At 50.8% G+C, this 22,046-nt stretch carries 20 protein-coding genes; 10 read left to right on the forward strand and 10 right to left on the reverse strand.

Annotated features, from left to right (window positions below; all coding sequences use genetic code 11):
- Position 1 precedes the first annotated feature (1 nt).
- On the reverse strand, positions 2–208 hold the full coding sequence (gene tatA, locus GKS04_02465; GenBank protein QMU56043.1) for a twin-arginine translocase TatA/TatE family subunit: 207 nt from the start codon (positions 206–208) through the stop codon (positions 2–4).
- A gap of 89 nt (positions 209–297) precedes the next feature.
- Entirely contained in the window at positions 298–1,236 is a 939-nt protein-coding gene (trxB, locus tag GKS04_02470; GenBank protein QMU56044.1) for a thioredoxin-disulfide reductase, read from the reverse strand.
- On the opposite strand from trxB, the gene GKS04_02475 reads away from it, so the two are divergent.
- The 3 genes from GKS04_02475 (at position 1,236) to GKS04_02485 (ending at position 8,615) form a co-directional block, all read left to right on the forward strand.
- Complete coding sequence (locus tag GKS04_02475; GenBank protein QMU56045.1) at positions 1,236–2,264, forward strand: hypothetical protein; 1,029 nt, start codon at positions 1,236–1,238, stop codon at positions 2,262–2,264. The two genes, trxB and GKS04_02475, sit on opposite strands and share 1 nt — an antisense overlap.
- 136 nt (positions 2,265–2,400) lie before the next feature.
- Positions 2,401–4,860 carry a DNA topoisomerase (ATP-hydrolyzing) subunit B gene (gyrB, locus tag GKS04_02480; protein QMU56046.1) on the forward strand — a complete coding sequence of 820 codons (2,460 nt, stop codon included), beginning with the start codon at positions 2,401–2,403 and terminating at the stop codon, positions 4,858–4,860.
- Between the two features lie 8 nt (positions 4,861–4,868).
- A complete protein-coding gene (locus GKS04_02485) occupies positions 4,869–8,615 on the forward strand; it encodes a hypothetical protein (protein QMU56047.1) in 3,747 nt (1,248 codons plus the stop codon).
- Positions 8,616–8,632: 17 nt separating this feature from the next.
- Here the strand turns inward: GKS04_02485 and katG are convergent, their stop codons facing one another.
- The 8 genes from katG to GKS04_02525 all read right to left on the reverse strand — a co-directional run bounded on the left by katG (position 8,633) and on the right by GKS04_02525 (position 17,432).
- A complete protein-coding gene (gene katG, locus GKS04_02490; GenBank protein ID QMU56048.1) occupies positions 8,633–10,762 on the reverse strand; it encodes a catalase/peroxidase HPI in 2,130 nt (709 codons plus the stop codon).
- Positions 10,763–10,839: 77 nt separating this feature from the next.
- On the reverse strand, positions 10,840–12,564 hold the full coding sequence (locus GKS04_02495) for a proline--tRNA ligase (GenBank protein QMU56678.1): 1,725 nt from the start codon (positions 12,562–12,564) through the stop codon (positions 10,840–10,842).
- Between the two features lie 25 nt (positions 12,565–12,589).
- Entirely contained in the window at positions 12,590–13,648 is a 1,059-nt protein-coding gene (gene ispG / locus GKS04_02500; GenBank protein QMU56049.1) for a flavodoxin-dependent (E)-4-hydroxy-3-methylbut-2-enyl-diphosphate synthase, read from the reverse strand.
- A gap of 35 nt (positions 13,649–13,683) precedes the next feature.
- The gene (gene tsaB / locus GKS04_02505; protein QMU56050.1) at positions 13,684–14,331 is read right to left on the reverse strand and encodes a tRNA (adenosine(37)-N6)-threonylcarbamoyltransferase complex dimerization subunit type 1 TsaB; all 648 of its coding nucleotides are present in this window, start codon (positions 14,329–14,331) and stop codon (positions 13,684–13,686) included.
- 2 nt (positions 14,332–14,333) lie between these two features.
- Complete coding sequence (recA, locus tag GKS04_02510; GenBank protein ID QMU56051.1) at positions 14,334–15,356, reverse strand: recombinase RecA; 1,023 nt, start codon at positions 15,354–15,356, stop codon at positions 14,334–14,336.
- Positions 15,337–16,599 carry a CinA family nicotinamide mononucleotide deamidase-related protein gene (locus tag GKS04_02515; GenBank protein ID QMU56052.1) on the reverse strand — a complete coding sequence of 421 codons (1,263 nt, stop codon included), beginning with the start codon at positions 16,597–16,599 and terminating at the stop codon, positions 15,337–15,339. Before GKS04_02515 ends, recA begins: the two co-directional genes overlap by 20 nt.
- 6 nt (positions 16,600–16,605) lie before the next feature.
- Positions 16,606–17,079, reverse strand: coding sequence for a phosphatidylglycerophosphatase A (locus tag GKS04_02520; GenBank protein ID QMU56053.1), 474 nt, complete (start codon positions 17,077–17,079; stop codon positions 16,606–16,608).
- Positions 17,061–17,432: a methylated-DNA--[protein]-cysteine S-methyltransferase gene (locus GKS04_02525; GenBank protein ID QMU56679.1), complete on the reverse strand. Its 372-nt coding sequence runs from the start codon at positions 17,430–17,432 to the stop codon at positions 17,061–17,063. Before GKS04_02525 ends, GKS04_02520 begins: the two co-directional genes overlap by 19 nt.
- Before the next feature lie 267 nt (positions 17,433–17,699).
- Between GKS04_02525 and GKS04_02530 the strand changes: the two genes are divergently transcribed.
- From GKS04_02530 to GKS04_02560, 7 genes are all read left to right on the forward strand, one after another.
- Positions 17,700–18,524 (forward strand): AAA family ATPase, encoded by an 825-nt coding sequence (locus tag GKS04_02530; GenBank protein ID QMU56054.1) that lies wholly within the window; start codon positions 17,700–17,702, stop codon positions 18,522–18,524.
- A complete protein-coding gene (locus GKS04_02535) occupies positions 18,493–19,389 on the forward strand; it encodes a ParB/RepB/Spo0J family partition protein (protein ID QMU56055.1) in 897 nt (298 codons plus the stop codon). The genes GKS04_02530 and GKS04_02535 overlap by 32 nt, the downstream gene beginning before the upstream one ends.
- Positions 19,390–19,405: 16 nt before the next feature.
- Positions 19,406–19,657, forward strand: coding sequence for a phosphoribosylformylglycinamidine synthase subunit PurS (purS, locus tag GKS04_02540; GenBank protein ID QMU56680.1), 252 nt, complete (start codon positions 19,406–19,408; stop codon positions 19,655–19,657).
- Positions 19,650–20,345: a phosphoribosylformylglycinamidine synthase I gene (gene purQ / locus GKS04_02545; GenBank protein ID QMU56056.1), complete on the forward strand. Its 696-nt coding sequence runs from the start codon at positions 19,650–19,652 to the stop codon at positions 20,343–20,345. Before purS ends, purQ begins: the two co-directional genes overlap by 8 nt.
- An 84-nt stretch (positions 20,346–20,429) precedes the next feature.
- The gene (locus GKS04_02550) at positions 20,430–20,663 is read left to right on the forward strand and encodes a sulfurtransferase TusA family protein (GenBank protein ID QMU56057.1); all 234 of its coding nucleotides are present in this window, start codon (positions 20,430–20,432) and stop codon (positions 20,661–20,663) included.
- A gap of 1 nt (position 20,664) precedes the next feature.
- Positions 20,665–21,606, forward strand: a complete 942-nt coding sequence (locus GKS04_02555) for a pyridoxal-phosphate dependent enzyme (GenBank protein QMU56058.1) — start codon at positions 20,665–20,667, stop codon at positions 21,604–21,606.
- Entirely contained in the window at positions 21,597–22,010 is a 414-nt protein-coding gene (locus GKS04_02560) for a hypothetical protein (GenBank protein QMU56059.1), read from the forward strand. Before GKS04_02555 ends, GKS04_02560 begins: the two co-directional genes overlap by 10 nt.
- Positions 22,011–22,046 lie beyond the last annotated feature (36 nt).

A 22,046-nucleotide genomic window follows, 5' to 3' on the forward strand; every position in this document is an offset into this window, starting at 1 on the left:
TTCAGTTTTTGGGAGCGCGGAATTCCGTGCCGCCCGAACCCTTATTTTCGTCGTTGTCGTCTGAGGAATCGTCTCCTTCAAGCGAACTGCGGAAATTCCTGATTCCCTTTCCAAGCGCGGAACCGATTGAACCGAGCCGCCCCGGACCGAAAACCAGAAGAACGATTACAAGAACTATTACAAGTTCGGTTATGCCTATTGAGCCCATGGGGTTTTATGTTACTGAAAGGGTGGGGTTTTTGCAATTAAGAAAGAGAGAATTGAATCGGTTTTCAGCTTTTGCCCGGTTGTAAAAGTCTATTTCCCCAGCTCTTCCAAAAACCTCTCGGCGTCAAGCGCGGCGGCGCAGCCGGAACCCGCGGCGGTGATTGCCTGTTTATAACGTTTGTCCTGCACGTCTCCCGCGGCGAAAATACCCGGGATGTTCATCTCCGTTGTACCGGGTTTTGTTATCAGATAGCCGTCCCCGTCCATGTCAAGCGCGCCGTTGAAAATTCCGGTGTTGGGGTTGTGCCCGATTGCGACAAACATTCCCTCGCACGGTTTTTCCGATGTATCGCCGGTTTTGAGGTTTTTCAAAACAACGCCCGTAACCCCCGCTTCTTCGGAACCCCTGACCTCTTCAACCTCCGAGTCCCAAATAAAATCAATCTTCGGATTATCAAGCGCGCGCTTCTGCATTATTTTTGACGCGCGCAGTGTGTCGCGCCTGTGAATAACGGTAACTTTTGAAGCGAACTTTGTAAGGAAATTCGCTTCCTCCATTGCGCTGTCGCCGCCGCCTACTACAACAATTTCCTTGTCTTTGAAAAAGAAGCCGTCACAAGTGGCGCAGGTGGAAACGCCGCGTCCGAGAAGTTTTTTCTCCGATTCCAGCCCCAGCATTCTCGCGCTCGCGCCCGAACAGACTATAAGAGTGTCCGCCGTTATGTCTTTGCCGGAAGAGGTTGTTATTTTGAAGGGGTGGGACGAAAGGTCGGCGCTTGAAATTTCCTCGTTCACGCACTCGGCGCCGAAACGTTGCGCCTGTTTTCTCATTGAGTCCATAAGTTCCGGACCCATCACGCCTTGCGGAAAGCCCGGAAAGTTTTCAACATCGGTTGTGAGCGTCAGTTGTCCGCCCGCTTCAAATCCTTCAAAAACAAGCGGCGAAAGGTTCGCGCGTGCCGTGTAAAGCGCCGCCGTGAGACCTGCGGGGCCGGAGCCCATTATCACTACTTTTTTGTGCTTTTCCATTGAACAGTCCGTGCGGAAAACTCGTGTATTATATTTTCATCTGCGGAAATAACAAAAAACTCAATGAAGAGTACCGCCGCGCGCGCAACGGTTGCGTGATGTTCAACCTTTCCGGCGCGGGCAAACTTGTTATCAAAGGCAAAGACCATCTCAAATTTCTTCAGGGCGTTCTCACAAATGATGTTTTGAAGCCAGTCGCCGGGCAGGGCGTTTACTCTCTGATGTTGAACCGCAAGGGCAGGGTTCTGTGCGATATGAATCTTTTTATGGCGGACGGCGTAACGCTGATTGACATAGCCGACCCTGCCGTTGCCGCGCGGATGCAAACCCTTATGGACGAACTGAAACTGTCATACAGGGTTGAGATTGAGAGGAAAACACGCAATCTCGTTCACATCGCGGGACTGTCCGCGGACGATGCGGCGCCTGTGGTTTTGGGGCGGGAAGTAAAAACGATGAAGCCGTTTGACCATTTTGAGACGGATGAAGCGGTTTGGGCGGCGCGATGCGACAGAACGGGACTTAAAGGTTTTGACATTGAGTCGGACAACCCCGGAGTTATAGCGGAAATTGAAAAACAGTTCGCATCCGGCGGCGTCTTGCCGGCAAGCGCGCAAACGTTAGACATTCTCAGAATTGAGGCGGGAGTTCCCGAATACGGAAAAGATATGGACGAATCCGTAATCGCGCCTGAAACAGGGCTTGAAAACGCCATATCTTTTGACAAGGGGTGCTATGTGGGGCAGGAAATTGTGGCAAGAGCGCACTGGAGAGGCAGGATAAACCGGCGTTTTTCGGGATTTCTGTTTGACGGGCAGCCCCCCGAACCCGGAGAGATTTTTTCTCACGAAGGTGCGCCGGTCGGGCGAATAACGTCATCGGGATTTTCGCCGGATTTCGGTGCGGTCGCGCTGGGATATATAAGGCGCGAACACGGCGAGTCCGGAGCGGCGGTAAAGACCGGAAACGGATGCGAGGGAAAGGTTGCTGAATTGCCGCTTGCGGGAGCGGATTCGGCGGCTTCCTGAAACCTGTTTACGATTAGTATTTACAGTATTGAAAGCCATTTTTCTCCTGTGGACAGGACAGGTGGTTTTTGGTATAGTTTGAAAGGTTTTAAATCCTGTTTTTATCAACTGACAAACATACCTTCGGAGGTTTAAATTGAGCGCAGATTCCGCACTAAAAAATGACGGTTACACATCGGAACAGATTAAGGTTCTTCCGGGGCTTGAAGCGGTTCGCAAGCGTCCCGATATGTATATCGGAGACACGAGCACGAGAGGTTTTCACCATCTTGTTTTTGAGGTTGTTGACAACAGCGTTGATGAGGCGCTCGCGGGTTTTTGCACGGAGGTAAAAACCGTTATTCATTCTGACGGTTCAATAACGATTTCAGACAACGGCAGGGGAATTCCCGTTGATAAGCACGAAAAGACCGGCAAATCGGGCGTTGAAGTGGTTATGACGATGTTGCACGCCGGAGGGAAGTTTGACGGCAAGGTTTACAAGGTTTCCGGCGGGCTTCACGGGGTTGGCGTTACTGTTGTGAACGCGCTTTCGGAGTTTCTTGAACTTGAGATACAGCGGGACGGCAAGATTTGGAAGCAGAGATACGAAAAAGGCAAAGCCGTAACGGAACTTGAAAGCGACGGAACCACAAAATTAAACGGCACTTCCATTACCTTCAAGCCGGACTCCACGATTTTTGAGATAAGCGATTTTTCCTACGACACAGTCGCGCACAGAATCAGGGAGCTGGCTTTTCTCAACAGCGGACTCCGCATGCATCTTTCCGATGAGAGAACGTCCAAGAATCAGGAGTTTGTTTACGAAGGCGGAATAAGCGCGTTTGTCGCCGAGATGAATGAGCGTGTCCGCCCGCTTCACCCCGAAGTGATTCACGTTGACGGCGAAAAGTCCGACACTATGGTGGAGATAGCGTTTCAGTATAACGACACTTACAGGGAAAACGTTCTGTGCTACGCGAACAACATCAACAACATTGAAGGCGGCACCCACCTTGCCGGATTCAGAGGCGCGCTGACCCGCACAATCAACAAATACGCCGAAGACAAGGGTTTGCTCAAAAACATCAAAGTTCAACTGACCGGTGATGACGTGCGCGAAGGGCTGACCGCGGTTGTAAGCGTGAAACTGCCCGACCCCAAATTTGAAGGGCAGACGAAAACAAAACTCGGCAATACCTCCGTGAAGGGAATAGTGGAAACGCTTCTCAATGAAAAGTTGAGCGCTTTTTTTGAGCAGAACCCGCAGATAGCAAAACGCGTGGTTGGCAAAGCGGTTGACGCAGCGCGCGCCAGAGACGCGGCGCGCAAAGCAAGGGAACTTACACGGCGCAAAAGCGCACTGGAATCCGGCTCGCTTCCGGGCAAACTTGCCGACTGTCAGGAAAAAGATCCGTCTCGTTGCGAGCTTTTCATAGTTGAGGGAGAGTCTGCCGGCGGCTCGGCAAAACAGGCGCGCTCCCGGCTTGACCAAGCCGTTCTTCCGCTCAAGGGGAAAATCCTGAATGTTGAAAAGGCGCGTCTGGACAAGATGCTCGGAAACGAGGAAATCCGCACAATCATAAGCGTTCTCGGCACGGGTGTGGGCGAAGAGGATTTTGATGTTTCAAAAATCCGCTACCACAAAGTCATTCTCATGACGGACGCAGATGTTGACGGCTCGCACATAAGGACGCTTCTGCTCACGCTTTTCTACCGCGAGTTCAGAGAGGTTATAGACAGAGGGTATCTCTACATTGCGCAGCCGCCGCTTTACCGGGTGCGCAAGGGAAAAACCGACCGTTATTTGAAAGATGACGCCGAATACGAAACGCACATGCTCGGACTCGGCATTGAGGGTTGTTCGCTCAAAACCGGCGGCAACGGCACTGCAAAAACCTTGAAGTCCGCGAAGTTGGAGGATTTCATCAGAAACACAATCCGCTACGGCAGATGCCTTGAAGCAATTTCCACCAAAGGCGCTCATCCAAAGATTGTTGAAGCGTTCGCGTCTCTTCCCGATTTCAAAAGAGAAGATTTGATGCCGGGCAATGAGAAACGGCTGGATAAAAGTCTTGAAGCCGTGAAGAAGCAAATCTCCGCAAAGTGTTCCGAAATAGAGGAACTTGACTGGATGATAGAAGAGGGCGAAAGCGATGAGGCGGGCAACGCCGCGCCGCTGAAAATTTCCTATAACTTCAAGGAAAGCGGCGCGGTCGCGCGCACGGAAATTGACCACGCGCTTGTTTCTTCTCCTGAATTTTCAGACCTTGCCAAACTTTCCGATTTGGTCAAATCGGTCGGGCAAAGTCCCTACACGGTGGAAAACCCCGAAGGCGAGCGGTTGTTTGAAAACTTCTCCGAAGTGTCTGATTTCATTCTGGAGCGCGGTAAAAAGGGGCTGTTCATTCAGAGATACAAAGGTCTTGGTGAGATGAACCCCGAGCAGTTGTGGGAGACCACAATGAACCCTGAAACCTACACGCTCAGAAAGGTTACGCTTGAAGACGCCGAAGGAGCGGAGTTGATGTTCCAGACCCTTATGGGTGATGAGGTTGAACCGCGCCGTGAATTCATTGAGCAGAACGCGCTCAAAGTTGTTAATCTGGATGTTTAAGTGCCTGAATGCTTCACCGCTCATTCCTGAGTAAATGTTCAAGTTGGCGGGAGTTTGTTTCGTATGCGGACAAACTGAAAACCACGAAAGAAAAAGGTGACCTTTTTGAAGAACTTGTCCGGTTGTATCTGACCGTTTGCCCCGAATACCAAACAAAACTTTCGGATGTCTGGCGTCTTGCCGATATTCCGCCCGAAGTTGCCGGAAAACTTAATCTTCCCTCAACCGATGAAGGAATAGACCTGATTGCCAAAACCCGCAACGGAGAGTTCTGGGCCATACAGGCGAAATACAGGTCTGACACGGAAACCGCCCTGACCAGAAAAGATTTATCAACATTTTCCCAGCTGTCTTTTTCATACTGCAAAAACATAACGCTCGGTGTTGTTGCGCACACAACGCAGAAACCCGTAAAGAAAAAGGAACTGCTCGGCAATGTTGTGGAGATAGGACTTTCCAGATGGCTTGAATTGACGCCTGATGAGTGGGCCGCAATCCGCGCTCAAAGTGCGAACAAAACACACAAACCCTCCAAACGCGAGCCGAGACCTCACCAGAAAACCGCCTTGGACAAAATCCGCAAACACTACCTGAAAGGGCAAAACCCGCGCGGAAGAATGATTATGCCCTGCGCTTCCGGCAAAAGTCTTACGGCTTTCTGGGCGGCTCAATCCCTCAAAGCACAGACAACGGTTTTAGCCGTGCCGAGTCTTATGTTGATAAAACAGAGCGTTGGAGACTGGACGCGCGAATATCTTGCGCACGGGAAAATGCCGGATTGGCTTTGCGTTTGCAGTGATGAAACTGTTGGGAAAAGCACGGACAGTTTTGTGTCCAGCACATACGAAATGGGCATTCCCACCACAACGGACGCGGGCGAGATAGCGGCTTTTCTGAAAAAACGCTCATCTGAGCCGAAGGTGATTTTTACAACCTATCAAAGCAGTCCGCGTCTTGCGAAAGCGGCGCGGGAAAGCGGGTGCGTGATTGATCTTTGCATTCTGGACGAAGCGCACAAAACAGTCGGGGAAAAGAGTTCCGCTTTTGCCACCCTGCCGGACGACCGGAAAATTAAGGTCAAAAACCGTCTTTTTATGACCGCAACGGAGAGGGTTCTTCACGGAAAAAACGATGAAGTTCTGTCAATGGATGATGAAAAGATTTACGGCTCGTGCTTTTATCAACTCACTTTCAAAGAAGCCATTGATGACGGCATTATTTGCGACTACGAAATTCTCACGATTTTTGTTACGGACGCGGAAGTCCGCGAAATTATCAAAAACAACAAACTTGTAAAAGACGAAAATGTCTTGCGACAGCGTAAAACCCGTGAGTCCGCTTCTCTTGCGGCGGGAGTTGCCCTTGGAAAAGTTTTCAGTGAACACAAAATCAAGCACGCGGTTTCTTTTCACAAAAGCATTGCGGCGGCGAAAGATTTTGAATCCCAGCAGAACGAACTTTCAAAGTTGAGCGTTATACGAACCGGAATTGAAAATTTTCATATTTCAAGCGCGCTTTCCACGGGCGAGAGAACGAAAGTTATGCGGGATTTTGAAAAATCCACACGGTCTCTCATAACAAATGCGAGATGTTTAACCGAAGGGGTTGATATTCCCGCGATTGACTGCGTTTTGTTTGCCGACCCGAAACAGAGCGTTGTGGATATTGTTCAAGCGGCGGGCAGGGCGATGCGTCCGGCGGAGGGAAAAAAGAAGGGATACATACTTCTGCCGATTGTTGTGCCGGACGGAATGGATTTTGAAGAGTTTGCGGAAAGCACGCCTTTTAAGAAAATCGCCGCCCAGATTACCGCAATGTCAACGCAGGACGAAAGGATAAAAGACTATTTCAGGGCGGTTACCGAAGGCAGAAAAAACAGGGGCGGAAAAATTGTTTCCATAAACGGCGATGTTCCAGTTGGAATTAATATCAATTTTAATGAGTTTTCAAAAGCCGTTGAGACCAGAATTTGGCATAAGGTTGCAAAAGTAAACTGGAGAGGTTTTGAAGAAGCACGGAAATATGCGCGGTCTTTGGGTTTGAAAGGTGAATCGGAATGGCGAGCTCATACAAAGACACCTGATTTTCCGAAGGACATTCCTGTTAATCCCTCCCAAAAATACAGGGGCAAAGGTTGGATTGGTGTGGGTGATTGGCTTGGGACTGGAACAGTTGCTACTTACTTAAGAGAATATCGTTCTTTTGAAGATGCGCGTAAGTATGCGCGGAGTTTGGATCTCAAAGGTCAAAAGCAATGGTTTGCACATACAAAGACAAAAGATTTTCCAAATGACATTCCTGTTCTTCCCTACAAAAAATACAAGGGCAAAGGTTGGATTAGTTGGGGTGATTGGCTTGGGACTGGAACAGTTGCTTCTTACTTAAGAGAATATCGTTCTTTTGAAGATACACGTGAATATGCGCGGAGTTTGAATCTCAAAAGTAGTACGCAATGGTTTGCACATACAAAGACAAAAGATTTTCCAAATGACATTCCTGTTCTTCCCTACAAAAAATACAAGGGCAAAGGTTGGATTAGTTGGGGTGATTGGCTTGGGACGGGCAACATCGCTAATTATTTAAAGGAATATCGTTCTTTTGAGGAAGCGCGTAAGCATGCGCAGAGTTTGAATCTCAAAAATGCGAATCAATGGTTTGCAAATACAAAGACAAAAGATTTTCCAAAGGACATTCCTGTTGCTCCCAACCAAATCTACAAGGGCAAAGGTTGGATTAGTTGGGGTGATTGGCTTGGGACCGAGAATGTTCACAAAAAAGAAGTTCGCTCCTTTGAGAAAGCACGGGATTATGCGCGGAGTTTGAATCTCAAAAATGCGAATCAATGGCGAGCGCATACAAAGACAAAAGGTTTTCCAAAAGATATTCCTGCAAACCCCGACCAAAAATACAAGGGCAAAGGTTGGGTTAGTTGGGGTGATTGGCTTGGGACTGGAACGGTTGCTCCTCGCCTAAGAGAATATCGTTCTTTTGAAGATGCACGTGAATATGCGCGGAGTTTGAATCTCAAAAGTAGTACGCAATGGCGAGCGCATACAAAGACAAAAAGTTTTCCAAAAGATATTCCTGCAAACCCCGACCGAAAATACAAGGGCAAAGGTTGGGTTAGTATGGGTGATTGGCTTGGGACTGGAGCAGTTGCTACTCACTTAAGAGAATATTGTTCTTTTGAGGAAGCGCGTAAATATGCGCGGTCTTTAAATCTCAAAAATGTGAATCAATGGGTAGCACATACAAAGACAAAAGATTTTCCAAGGGATGACATTCCTGTTCTTCCCTACAAAACATACAAGGGCAAAGGTTGGATTAGTTGGGGTGATTGGCTTGGGACCGAGAATGTTCACAAAAAAGAAGTTCGCTCCTTTGAGAAAGCACGTGAATATGCGCGGAGTTTGAATCTCAAAAGTCAAAATCAATGGTTTGCACATACAAAGACAAAAGATTTTCCAAAGGACATCCCTGTTGTTCCCAGCCAAAAATACAAGGACAAAGGTTGGATTAGTTGGGGTGATTGGCTTGGGACTGGGAATGTTCACAAAAAAGAAGTTCGCTCCTTTGAGAAAGCACGGGATTATGCGCGGAGTTTGAATCTCAAAAGTAGTACGCAATGGGTAGCGCATACAAAGACAAAAGATTTTCCAAAAGATATGCCTACAAAACCCGACCGAAAATACAAGGGCAAAGGTTGGGTTGATTGGTACGACTGGCTTGGGAATAAACGACCTAAACGTTCTTAGAAAGCGAATTCAATCTATCATGCGATATCAAAACGGTCAGCATTCATAACCTTGACCCAAGCATTAATGAAATCTGTGACAAATTTGTCCTGATTATCATTTTGCGCGTATAACTCAGCCAATGCGCGTAGCTGAGAGTTTGAGCCAAACACCAAATCAACACGGCTGGCGGTGCGTACCGCCTCGCCTGATGTTCTGTCTGAACCTTGATAGCTGTTTGAGCCCGTAGGTTGCCACTCAACACTCATATCAAGCAATGTTGAGAACCAGCCATTATCCAGAGATGTGCCGCCTGTCCATGCGCCGCGTTCATCCGTGGTGATGCCAAGGGCGCGCAAACCACCGACAAGCACTGTCATTTCAGGCGCTGTCAGTCCCATTAACTGTGCCTTATCAAGCAGCATCTCTTCCGGTGATACGCTGAAGTTTTTTTGCAGGTAGTTTCTGAAGCCGTCAGCCGGAGGCTCAAGCACGGCAAATGACTCAATATCTGTCTGCTCCGGGCTGGCATCGCCGCGCCCCGCCGTGAACGGCACCTCTTTTCCTGATGCCATTTCAATGGCTGTTGAGCCCGCAAGCACAATCACATCGGCAACCGAAGCGCCATGTTCCCGCGCAATCGGCTCAAGAACTCCCAATACCTTAGCCAGCTGTGCGGGCTTGTTTGCCTCCCAGTCTTTTTGCGGCGCAAGGCGTATGCGCGCGCCATTGGCGCCACCGCGCATATCAGAGCCACGATAGGTTGATGCGGAAGCCCACGCAGTTTCAACCATTTCAGGGATGTTCAAACCGCCGGCTTTGATAGCGTCTTTTACAGACGCAACATCATAATCTGATGCGCCCGCCGGGACAGGATCCTGCCAGATAAATTCCTCCGCAGGCACTTCGGGACCGAGATAACGTACCTTTGGCCCCATATCACGATGCAACAATTTGAACCATGCACGGGCAAAAGCATCGGCAAGCTGATCAGGATTTTTGTGGAATCGCTCTGAGATTTCGCGATAGGCGGGATCCTTGATCATAGCCATATCCGCTGTTGTCATCATCGGAGTTACGGTATTTGCCGAACCGTCAACCTGAGGCGCTTTATCCGCGTCATCAATATCAACCGGCTGCCACATGTGCGCGCCGGCGGGGCTTTTCGTCAGTTGCCATTCATATTTGAACAGAATGTCAAAATAGCCGTTATCCCACTGTGTCGGGTTGGATGTCCACGGGCCTTCAATACCGGAGGTGGTTGTATCCACACCTGTGCCTGTGCCATGGTCGTTTTTCCATCCAAATCCCGTTTGCTCAATCGGCGCGCCCTCAGGTTCCGCGCCGACCAGTTCAGGGTCGCCTGCGCCATGCGCCTTGCCAAAAGTATGACCGCCCGCGACCAGCGCCACAGTTTCTTCATCATTCATCGCCATAAGCCCAAACGTCTCACGCACGTCTTGCGCGCTCAACAACGGGTCCGGGTTTGCGTTTGGACCTTCCGGGTTCACATAGATAAGACCCATCTGAACAGCCGCCAGCGGGTTGGCGAGTGACTGACGTGTGTCTCCATAACGCCGGTCACCAAGCCATTCTGTTTCCACGCCCCAATGGATATCTTCTTCCGGATGCCAGATATCAGGCCGGCCACCACCAAAGCCGAACGTCTTTCCGCCCATTGATTCAATCGCGACATTACCCGCCAGTATTAACAAGTCAGCCCATGAAATTTTGTTGCCGTATTTCTGTTTAACGGGCCAGAGCAGGCGACGAGCCTTATCCAGATTGCCATTGTCAGGCCATGAGTTAAGAGGCGCGAAACGCTGGGCTCCGGTACCGCCGCCACCACGGCCGTCACCTGTTCTGTAGGTGCCCGCCGCGTGCCATGTCATACGGATGAAGAAAGGGCCGTAATGGCCGTAATCAGCCGGCCACCAGTCTTGAGAATCTGTCATCAGATTGTGCAAATCCTGTTTCAGCGCCTGATAGTCAATCGTCTTGAATGTTTCTCTGTAATCAAATTGCTCAGCATAAGGATTAGATTTTTTGTCATGCTGGTGCAGAATTGACAGGTTCAGCTGGTTTGGCCACCAGTCCTTATTTGAAGTGCCTGTTGTTTTATTGCCTGTAAGGCCGCCGTGCATCACAGGGCATTTGACGTCATCCATGAATTTGTCTCCATCTTATTGCGTTATTTGAACATTGCTCATTCGTTGCAGAAAGATTGCGACAGGGGGGCTAAAAGTCAAGCAGGTTGATTTGCCATAGGCGACAGGTTGCGGCAGAAGTCAACCGCTTTTGAGGTTTCAATGTTTTCAGTTTTATCCGTGAGGCGGTTTTTGATTTCAACCGTTCCGTCTTTGAGCCCTTTTGGTCCCACAACAACATGAAACGGCGCGCCCGTTAATTCGCAGTCTTTGAATTTCACGCCCGCGCTTTCGTCCCTGTCATCAATCAGGGCGTCCGCGCCGGACTTAACAAGCCCGTTGTAAATCTTTTCCGCCACCGAAACGGTCTGCTCGTCTCCCATGCTTGTCGGAATGACGGCGATTTCAAAAGGCGCGATTGCGGGCGGAAACACCATTGATTTTCCGTCGTTGTTCTGCTCTATCGCGGCGGCAACGGTTCTGCCTATGCCAATTCCGTAGCACCCCATCACAAACGGTTTTTCCTTTCCGTCTTTGTCGGTGAATGTCGCCTCCATCGCCTCGCTGTATTTTGTTCCGAGCAGAAACACATGCCCGACCTCTATGCCCCGTATTGACGAAAGCGCCCCGCTGCATTCCGTGCAACCGTCTCCGTTTTTGGCAACATGTATGTCGGCAAACGAGTCGGGCTCAAAGTCCCGTCCCTCGGCGACGTTTATCAGGTGAAAGTCTTTTTTGTTCGCGCCCACGACCGCGCCGCTCATGCCTTTGATTGAAAAGTCCGCGACCGTGTTAATTTTTTCCTTCATTTCCACGGGTCCCGAAAATCCGACCGCGCCTCCCGACACGCGCAGAATTTCTTCCTTGTTCGCGAGTTCCGCGGTTTGCGCGCCGAGAAACTTTTTGAGTTTTGTCAGGCTGAGTTCCCTGTCGCCGCCAACAAGGGCGGAAACGGTTCCGGCGTCAGTTTTCACAATCAGGGTTTTTATCAGATTTGACGGCTTGGTTTTGAGCAGCTTCGCCACGTCCTCAACGGTTTTCATTCCGGGCGTTTCCACTTCTTTGATTTGTTCGGGACTGTTTTTTGTTTGCGCGCTTTTGGTTTTGGCAATGCCCGCGAGTTCAAGGTTTGCGGCGTAACCGCACTTTTCGCAAGACATCACAACGTCCTCGCCGCTTTGCGCGAGCACCATAAACTCATGCGATTCACTGCCTCCGATGCTGCCCGTGTCCGCGATTACGGCGCGAAAATCAAGTCCGCACCGTTCAAAAATTCTGCCGTAGGCTTTATACATTTTCTCGTATGATTTTTTCGCCTCTTCAACCGAGATATCAAAACTGTAAGAGTCCTTCATTATAAATTCCCGCGCGCGCATCACGCCGAAACGCGGGCGGATTTCGTCTCTGAACTTTGTCTGAATCTGGTAGAGGTTTTTGGGCAGGTCTTTGTATGAGCGCAGAGTCGCCGCGGCGATTTCAGTTATGACTTCCTCGTGTGTGGGTCCGATGCAGAAATCACGCTCGGCTCTGTCTTTGAAGCGCAGAAGCTCTTTTCCGTAGTAGTCCCACCTGCCGCTTTTTTTCCATAATTCCGCGGGCGCGACTGCGGGAAGGAGCAACTCAACCGCTCCCGAAGAGTTCATTTCGTCCCGCACAATCTCCTCGATTTTTCTGATGGAACGCAAGCCGAGCGGCAGATAGTCGTATATTCCCGCCGCGACTTTTCTTATCATTCCCGCCCTCGTCATAAGTTTGTGACTCGCGACTTCGGCGTCCGAAGGGTCGTTCTTGAGGGTCGGTATGAAGTAGGAGGAAAATCTCAAAGTTCTGTGTCCCGCCGCGCCGGTTTCATACGGCGTAGGTCTCAATCTCTTTGATGAGTTCGTCAACAATTTGAGACTCTTTGAAAGAGCGGATGAGTTTGCCGTTTTTGTAAAGCATTCCTTTGCCGCGCCCACCGGCGATGCCGATGTCCGCGTCGCTTGCCTCGCCGGGTCCGTTCACGACGCAACCGAGAATGGCAATCTTGACGGGTCTGGGCAATGAAAGCGCGCCCGTGCGCTTTTCAACATCGCTAACGAGTTTCATCAAATCTATTTCAAGCCGTCCGCAGCCGGGGCACGATATGATTTCAACTCCGCTTTTTCTCATACCTATTGATTTGAGGATGTTTATGCCAACCGTTACTTCATCAACGGGGTCTCCCGTGAGCGAAACGCGGATGGTGTCCCCGATTCCCTTTGCCAGCAGCGCGCCGATGCCGACCGAGGATTTTATTGTTCCCATATTCGGGGTTCCCGCTTCGGTAACGCCGAGGTGAAGCGCGTATTCGGTCTGTTCCGCTATGATTTCATACGCCTCTATCATGCGTATTACATCGGTGGATTTCACCGAGATTTTTATGTCGTGAAAGTTGAGATTTTCAAGAATTTCAACGTGCCTCATTGCGCTTTCGGCAAGCGCGGGAGCCGTGGGAGAGCCATGTTTTTTCAATATATCTTTTTCAAGAGAGCCCGAATTCACGCCTATTCTTATGGGAATGTTCCGGTCTTTACACGCGCTCACGACTTCTTTGATTTTTTGTTCCGAACCGATGTTTCCGGGGTTGATTCTCATCGCGTCAACGCCTTGCGCAATTGAGGTCAGCGCGAGTTTGTGGTCAAAATGGATGTCGGAAACAAGCGGTATTTTTGTTTGTTCTTTTATTTTTCCAAGCGCGTTTGCAGCGTCCATATCGGGAACGGCGAGGCGCACAATGTCGCATCCGGCTTCTTCAAGACGCCGGATTTCAGCAACAGTCGCCGCAACATCGCGCGTGTCGGTTTTCGTCATTGACTGAACCGAAACAGACGCGCCGCCGCCCACTTCAATATTGCCGATTTGAATTTTTCGGGAAATCCTGCGCAAGACGCGGAAAAAAGTAGTTTATGAGCGCGGTAGTGTCAAGAATACAAGTTTTCCCTTACGTAGTTCGGGGAGAACGAAAAAGCCGTTTCGGTTTTCCCCTCCTCCATCAGACGTAAGCCCAAAGAGGCGCACACGGACGCTTTTGAGGAGACTATTGTGAAGTCCGCGATTTCATCCGCGCCGCCCGAACCGTCTTCCTGCAAAACGCCCTGAACCGAACCCGCGTCCATTTCCGCGAGATGTTTTCTCATCTCGTCCGGTGTTGTTACGCTGTCGGGGCAAAGCCGCGTGAACCCTCCGTTTTCTTCTCTGAAAACCGCCCAGAAAAACAGCCCGCTTCTCGCGTTTATCGCCGCGCACACGGTTGTGCCGGGCTCAAACTTCGCGCTTGCCGCGAGTATATCAAGCGATGGAACGGGAGCGATGGGGATTTTCAGAGCGTAGGCGAAAGATTTTGCCGCCGCCGCGCCAACCTTCAGCGAGGTGAAAAAACCCGGTCCGGAGGAGACCGCAACACCGCGGATTTCATTTTTTGAAGTCGCGGTTTTTTTCAGGATTTCTTCAAATGACGGGACGAGTTCCTCGGCGTTTTTTGTAACCGGACGCTCCGCGAGTGTTTTTTCGCCGTCCGTGATAGCGATACTTCCCAGATGCGTGGAAGACTCAATCGCGAGGATTTTCATTTTCAGGAATCTTTGACTCCCGCTTTTTCCAGAATTTTCTTCCGGATTTCGCGGGCTACCGGAAGGTTTTCCGCCAGAAACTCAAATGATTTTTGGCGACCCTGTCCGAGTTTTTTTCCGTCGTAGGAGTAATGTGCGCCTTTCTGTTCAACGATGCCGTATTGCGCTCCAATGTCCAGAAGTTCTCCGAATTTGGAAATGCCTTTGCCGTAAACTATCTCCACCTCAGCCGCTCTGAACGGCGGGGCGACTTTGTTTTTCACAACGCGCACGCGCGCTTTAATTCCCGTAATGTTCTCGTTTTTGTCTTTGACAGACGCGACTCTTCTAATGTCCATTCTTACGGATGAATAGAAGCGCAGAGCCATTCCTCCGGTTGTGGTTTCGGGATTCATATATGCGGGAACGCCGATTTTCTGTCTTGTTTGATTGATGAAAAGAACGGTCGTGCCCGATTTGTTGACGTTGCCCGTAAGTTTTCTCAACGCCTGCGACATCAGACGCGCCTGAAGTCCCACGTGAGAGTCTCCCATTTCGCCGTCTATCTCCGCTTTTGGCACAAGCGCGGCAACCGAGTCAATCACTATCAAATCAACCGCGCCGCTTTTTACAAGAGTGTCAACGATTTCAAGCGCCTGCTCGCCGCTGTCAGGCTGTGAAACAAGAAGATCTTTCAGTTTGACCCCCAAAGCCGCCGCGTAGCGCGGGTCAAGCGCGTGTTCGGCGTCCACAAAAGCCGCCGTGCCACCGCTTTTTTGACATTCTGCGACCGCGCCTATGGCAATGGTTGTTTTTCCCGATGATTCCGCGCCGTATATCTCAACAACTCTTCCCCTTGGAAGCCCGCCGATTCCAAGCGCAATGTTAATTCCGATTGATCCGGTTGAAATCACTTGTATATCAGGCACTTTGCCGCCCGCACCGAGCGTCATTATCGCGCCTTCGCCGAACTGTTTTTCAATCAGCGAAATCGCCTTTTCAACCGAATCGGAACGTTTTGAAGATTCAACTTTTTCTTTTGCCATTTTTTACTCCATTTTTTGGTTGAGCCGCTTCCATTATCATGTAAAGCGCGCGCGCCACCGAGTGCCGTCTCACGCGGTCTCGGCTTCCCGTGAATTGAAACTTTCCGCAAACAGCGTCCGCAACAGATTTACCCGCGATTGTGGCAATGTAAACAGTTCCCACCGGCTTTTCAAACGAGCCTCCTCCGGGTCCCGCGATTCCTGTTATTCCGACTCCGATGTCCGAGTCGAAACGCTTTTGAGTCCCCGCCGCCATAGCGCGGGCGACCTCGGCGCTGACCGCGCCTTTTTTCTCAATCACATCTTGGGCGACCCCGAGCAGGTCGCTTTTTGAGCGGTTTGAATAGGGGATAACTCCGCCGGTGAAATATTTTGAACTTCCGGCGGTTTGCGTCAGATTGGACGCGAGGATGCCCGCCGTGCAGGATTCCGCCACGGAGACCGTGAGGTTTTTCTCAAGAAGGATTTGCGCGACCGTTTCGGCAAGAGTCGCGCCTGAAACTGAAAAGACGTTTTTCCCCAGTCGCTTTTTTATTTTTTCCGCCGCGTTCCCGACAATTTTGGGATCGCTCGCGTGGGAAATCCGTACTTCAATCTCATAGTCCCTCACAATTCTGTATGAGATGTCCGCGTTTTTTATCTTCATTTTTTCAACCTTACGAGCAAGTTCGGATTCGGGAATGCCGAAAACACCGACGGCTTTGAGCGAGTGCTTCTCCGCGCCGCTTCTTTTTTGTATGTCCGGCACGACAAATCCGGTTGTCATTGCCTGGAATTCGCGGGGAACACCCGGAAGGAAATAAAAAACCGCCCGCTTTGACTCACACATAAACCCTGCGGAAGTGCCTTTGGAATTGGGAATTACGCATGCGCTTTCGGGCATCATCGCCTGTTTTTTGTGAGATGCGAGGACGCGCCGCTTCATTTTTTTGAGCGCGGTTCTGACGTGTTCAAGTGCTTCGGGGTTTGATTTGAGCGGCTCTCCGAAAAAGTCCGCCGCGCACGCCGCCGTTAAATCATCGGGAGTGGGCCCCAGTCCGCCGCACACAATCACAAAGCCGGATTGTTCCGCGCGCCGCAAAGCGTCTTTTATTTCTTTTTTATTGTCTCTTACGGATGTTCTGCGTACCGGAGGAGACAGTCCGGCGGCAACAACCTCTCCGGCCGCGAAAGAAAAGTTGCGGTCTTCGGTTGTTCCCGAAAGAACTTCGTCTCCTATTGAAATGAACTCTATGCCGGGCAAATCACTCTAAACCTCAAAAAAACTCAGTACCCCGACCGCTACCGCGGCGAGCAGTCCCGCGTAAACATCGTCAAGAACTATGCCCCATCCGCCGGGCAACTTCTCAATTCGGCGCGAAGGATATATTTTTACAATGTCGAAAATTCTGAAAAGCGCAAATCCAGCAACGATTTCAACAACCGCGCCCGAAGACACAAGCATTGCGGTAAAAAATCCCGCCGCTTCGTCCATGACGATTTTCTGCGGGTCTTTTTCACCGAAAGCCTCCGCCGCTCTGCCGCACACAAAAACGGACGCAAGCGTAAAAACAGCCCAGAAAAGCGCGAAACTTCCCGTGCTCATATCCGACAGAAAAAGCACGTAAAAAACCGCCGCGCCCGCCGTGCCGAGGGTGCCCGGAGCGAAAGGCGCGTATCCCAGACCGAAAAGCGAAGAAACAATTTTATCGGGCGTTCCGGGGTTCAGTTTGCGTCTCCCGATTCCATCGTAAGAAGGATTTTTTTCATCTTAACTCCCCCGTCTCCGCTGAATCCGCCGAGCCCTTTTTTACCGACAACTCTGTGGCACGGAACCATTATGAGAAAAACATTCGCCGCGACCGCTCCGGCGACCGCCCTGCGGTATTTCTCTCCGCCGAGCGCGGCGGCAATTTCAGAGTAAGTACGTGTCTGACCGGCTGGAATTTTTGATATTTCTCTCCACACCTTGACGCGGAATTCAGACGCTTCGGGGAACACAAAATCTCCGGAGTTTTCCCCGTTTAAGTAAGGCGAGTGTTTTTCGCCTTTGAAACAGGACGACACTTTCGCAAGGCATTCATCAAGGGTTTTCATTACTTCGGGAGAAATTTCGCGTTGCGGAGCGTTCAAATCCGCGTCCGCACTTTTTTTAAATGAGACGGAAACGCTTCGCAGACCCCGCCGACACGCATGCGCGGTTACGCAAACCCCGCCGTCTATCTCAAGAGTTTTGGAAAAAACAGGTTGCCGTTTCATTTGAGAAAACCGCCCCGTAAGACTATAATTCAGGAGTAGGCATTGCAAGATTGAAACCGTTTTTGAATTGGAAAATCTTCTTCACAAATCACAAGGGTTGCGCCTGTGGCGAAAATCATAGGAATTGTTAACCAGAAGGGCGGAGTGGGGAAAACCACGACCGCCGTCAACCTTTCTGCGAGTTTCGCCATGTTGGGGCGGAAAACTCTGCTTGTGGACTGCGACCCTCAGGGCAACTCATCAAGCGGTGTGGGCGTTGAGCGCGCCGTGGAAAACGGGGCCGCCGTAACTGTTTACGGCGTTCTAATCGGCGGTGAATCTCTCACGGACTGCATACGGAAGGTCTATCCCGACTCATTCGGCGACAAGTTTGATGTTATACCTTCGGACGCCAATCTTACGGGTGCGGAGGTTGAACTGCTTAACCTTGAAGGCAGGGAATATATTTTGAAAAAATCCCTCGGCGAAGTTTCGGACGCCTACCAATACATAATAATAGACTGCGCGCCCTCGCTTAACATTCTGTCAGTCAACGCGCTCACGGCGGCGGATTCGGTAATAATTCCCATACAGTGCGAATATTACGCGCTTGAAGGGCTTGCGCACATAAAAAACGCCATCGGTCTGGTGCGCAGACGCATCAACCCGGCGCTTTCGGTTGAGGGCTATCTGCTGACGATGTTTGACACGAGAAACAACATATGCCATTCGGTTGCCCGCGAAATAAGAAACCATTTCGGCGATGACACTTTCAGCACCGTCATATCAAGAAATGTCCGCCTCGCCGAATGTCCGAGTCACGGCAAACCGGTTGTGATTTATGACAACGAATCTCAAGGCGCGCGCGATTATATGTCGCTCGCGGAGGAAATAATCAAGAAAAACGGAGGTGTTCCAAATGAGGAAAAACACGCTTGGCAAAGGACTTGAAGCGCTTATCGGTGATGAGAGTGAAGTTTCGGAAGGCGTTTACATGACAGTGCCGACCGTCCGGCTCAAGCCCGGCGCGACACAGCCGAGAACTGAGTTCAATTCCGCCGCGCTTGACGAACTTGCGGTTTCAATCAGGGAAAAGGGCTTGATTCAGCCGTTGATTGTCCGCAAGAGCGGAAACACATACGAGATAATCGCCGGAGAGAGAAGGTGGCGCGCGGCACAGAAAGCGGGCGTTCACGAGGTTCCGGTAATTGTGCGCGACCTTGCAGACGGCGAATCGCTTGAGATGGCTCTGATTGAAAACATTCAGCGTGAAGATCTTAATCCTGTTGAAGAGGCGCTCGCGTATGAGCAGCTCATATCGGAGTATGGTTTGACGCACGAAGATATGTCAAAGCGGGTCGGCAAAAGCAGGGCGGCGATTACGAACTCGTTGCGGATTTTGAAACTTTCGGACGCATCCTGCGAGGCGCTTGTGTCCGGCGGGATTTCAACGGGGCACGCAAGAGCACTTCTGGGGCTTAAGTTCGCCGCGGATGAAGGCGCAGTTGTCGAGAGAATTGTGTCGGGCGGTTTATCCGTGCGGCAGACCGAACAACTTGTAAAAACAATCAACGCTTCCGGCTCTTCCTCTTCGGGCGGTTCATCAAACCGGTCCGCCGCTTCGCAACCCGACATATATCTCAAGCGCGCGGAGCGTTCAATGCGCGAGGCTCTTGGCGCGAAAGTGAGCATCAAAGGCGGCAGGGAAAAAGGCAGCATTGTGATTCAATACTCATCCCCGGACGATCTTGAGAGACTGTCATTTGAGATAGCGGGCGGGGCGTCTGTGATTCCCACTAAGGGCGCGAAGACCTGAAGTGAAAAGTTTTGATGTGAAAATTGAGATTCGCCCCGCAAAGGGCGTGCTTGACCCTCAAGGCAAAACCGTGCTTTCCGCGCTTGGAAAACTCGGTTTCAGCGATGTTATGTCCGCGACCGTGGGCAAACTTATAGAGTTGAGGGTGGGGTGTTCCGATGAGAAATCCGCGCGCGAGTTAGCTGACCGGATGTGTTCCGAGATCCTTGCCAATCCGGTCATAGAGGTTTTTTCAGTAGAGGTTGCTGAGGCGCGGGGCGATGGCTGAGTTCGGGGTTGTTGTTTTTCCGGGCTCAAACTGCGATGAGGATTGCGCGCGCGCGGTCAGAAGTTTGGGGCACGGAAGTGTGAAAGTTTGGCACGAGGAAACATCGCTCGGCGGAATTGACTGCGTTGTAATCCCCGGAGGGTTTTCCTACGGCGACTATTTGAGAACGGGCGTAATGGCGTCTTTTTCCCCGATAATGGAAGAGGTAAAAAGTTTCGCGCGTGCGGGCAAACCTGTGATTGGAATTTGCAACGGGTTTCAGATTCTTGCCGAATGCGGGCTGCTTTCGGGCGCTTTTGTGCGCAATTCAAGTTTGAAATTTGTCTGCGACTGGACGCATGTGCGCGTTGAAAACATTAATACGCCTTTCACTTCGGCTTTCAAAAAAGGCGAGGTTTTGAGAATTCCCGTTGCCAACGCCGAGGGGGCTTTTTTCTGCCGCGAAGATGAAATTGCGGAAATAGAGAGCAAAGGGCGGATTGTTTTCCGCTACTGTTCGGCTGACGGTGACGTGACCGCCGAAGCAAACCCGAACGGCTCGGTTTCGGGTATAGCCGGAATTTGCGGAGCGGTAAATGTGCTTGGAATGATGCCGCATCCGGAAAGGTGCTGTGATGAGGTTCTCGGCGGAGATGACGGCGCGGGGATTTTTGAATCTGTCGCGGAGTTTGTTTCGCGCGAAGGTTGAGCGGTTGCGTTGCCTGTTCGCAGTGCTCTTTTTATCTTTGATTTTTTTGTGATACTTTCCCCATGGCGGAGACGGTTTTTCAAGATGACGGAAAAAGCGGACAAGTTCATAGACATAACGGGCGAGGTTTGCCCGATGACTTCCATTAAAACAAAAATGAAACTCAAAGGCATGCAGCCCGGCGGGATTTTGGAAGTTCGCGTGAGCGAAGGCGAGCCGATTGATAATCTGCCGCGCACAATTGAACGCGAAGGGCATAAGGTTCTGGAAATAAACAAAGAGGACTCGTTTTACACGGTCAGGATACGGCGCGGTTGATATGGGACATGCGGCGGGCATTGAGAACTCGGGCGCCGGGACTGTGTCGCGGTCAATTGTTGATTTTGTAGGTGAAACGCCTCTTTTGAGATTGAGCAAAATCTCAAACGACATCTCCGATTCCGTTGAGATATACGCGAAAGCCGAATGGCTTAATCCCGGCGGTTCGGTCAAAGACCGCGCCGCAGTCCGCATGGTTTTACAAGCCATAAAAGACGGCAAGTTGAAAAACGGGCTTGCCATAATGGACTCGTCATCGGGCAACACGGCGATTGCCTACGCGATGACGGGAGCGGCTCTGGGATTTCCGGTAACGATAGTCGCGCCTGAGAACGTCAATGTTGAAAGAAAGAAAACCATAGAGGCGTTCGGCGCGAAAATAATTTATTCCGACCCGCTTGAAGGCTCGGACGGCGCGATAGTGTTTGCGCACCGGCTCAAACAGCAGTCGCCGGACAAATACTTCATGCCCGATCAATACAACAACCCGCTTAACCCTCTGGCCCATTATGAAACAACCGCGCCCGAAATATGGGAGCAAACGGGCGGACGCGTTACGCACTTTGTCGCGGGCATTGGAACAAGTGGAACGATTATGGGAGTTTCGCGCCGGCTCAAAGAGTTGAACCCGCAAGTGCGGACGTTTGCCATTGAGCCCGCCGAGGTTCTTCACGGGCTTGAAGGGTTGAAGCATATTGAGTCCTCAATAGTGCCGGGAATATACGACCCGAAAGGTTTTGACGGAACCCTGTTTGTTTCCACCGAAGACGCTTACGCAATGATGGAGAAAATGGTTAAAACCGAGGGCATATTCATTGGTCATTCGGGCGGCGCGGCGGTTGTCGGCGCGCTTGAGTTGGCGCGCAAAATTACTTCGGGGGTTATTGTAACGGTGCTTCCCGACAGCGGATTCAGGTATTTGAGCGAAAAACTTTGGTGGTAGAAATTTCAAAACACGCCCTTGAAGGCATGAAAGAGCATGCCGAGCGGGGTTATCCCGATGAGGTGTGCGGCGTTATGATGGGAGATGGAGGCGTGGTGAGCGAATTCGCCGAATGCCGCAACCTCAACACTGAAAGAGCGCATGACCGCTACGAACTTGACCCTTTGTCTTTCAACTCCGCGGACACCGCCGCGCGCGAGAAAAATTTGAACATAGTTGGCATATACCATTCACATCCCGACCACCCGGCGCGTCCTTCGGAAACAGATAGAGTTAGAGCGTGGGGTGGTTGGGGATACCTTATAATGTCAATAGAAAAGGGCTCCTTGAAGGATTCAACCCTGTGGTATCTGAACGAGGAAACCGGGCAGTTTGAGCGCGCGGATTTTTCCGTTCGCGATTAGATTTTTTTCCGGCGTTGCCAAGAATGTGTCTTTATT

The organism is Candidatus Mycalebacterium zealandia (assembly GCA_014075295.1).
Taxonomy (GTDB): domain Bacteria; phylum Desulfobacterota_D; class UBA1144; order Nemesobacterales; family Mycalebacteriaceae; genus Mycalebacterium; species Mycalebacterium zealandia.

Coding starts and splice junctions, on each gene's coding strand:
- recA (QMU56051.1), bottom strand. CDS start 15,356: ATGGCAAAAGAAAAAGTTGAATCTTCAAAACGTTCCGATTCGGTTGAA.
- katG (QMU56048.1), bottom strand. CDS start 10,762: ATGGATGACGTCAAATGCCCTGTGATGCACGGCGGCCTTACAGGCAAT.
- GKS04_02525 (QMU56679.1), bottom strand. CDS start 17,432: ATGAAAACCCTTGATGAATGCCTTGCGAAAGTGTCGTCCTGTTTCAAA.
- GKS04_02535 (QMU56055.1), top strand. CDS start 18,493: ATGAGGAAAAACACGCTTGGCAAAGGACTTGAAGCGCTTATCGGTGAT.
- GKS04_02550 (QMU56057.1), top strand. CDS start 20,430: ATGACGGAAAAAGCGGACAAGTTCATAGACATAACGGGCGAGGTTTGC.
- GKS04_02485 (QMU56047.1), top strand. CDS start 4,869: ATGCTTCACCGCTCATTCCTGAGTAAATGTTCAAGTTGGCGGGAGTTT.
- tsaB (QMU56050.1), bottom strand. CDS start 14,331: ATGAAAATCCTCGCGATTGAGTCTTCCACGCATCTGGGAAGTATCGCT.
- purQ (QMU56056.1), top strand. CDS start 19,650: ATGGCTGAGTTCGGGGTTGTTGTTTTTCCGGGCTCAAACTGCGATGAG.
- GKS04_02555 (QMU56058.1), top strand. CDS start 20,665: ATGGGACATGCGGCGGGCATTGAGAACTCGGGCGCCGGGACTGTGTCG.
- trxB (QMU56044.1), bottom strand. CDS start 1,236: ATGGAAAAGCACAAAAAAGTAGTGATAATGGGCTCCGGCCCCGCAGGT.
- tatA (QMU56043.1), bottom strand. CDS start 208: ATGGGCTCAATAGGCATAACCGAACTTGTAATAGTTCTTGTAATCGTT.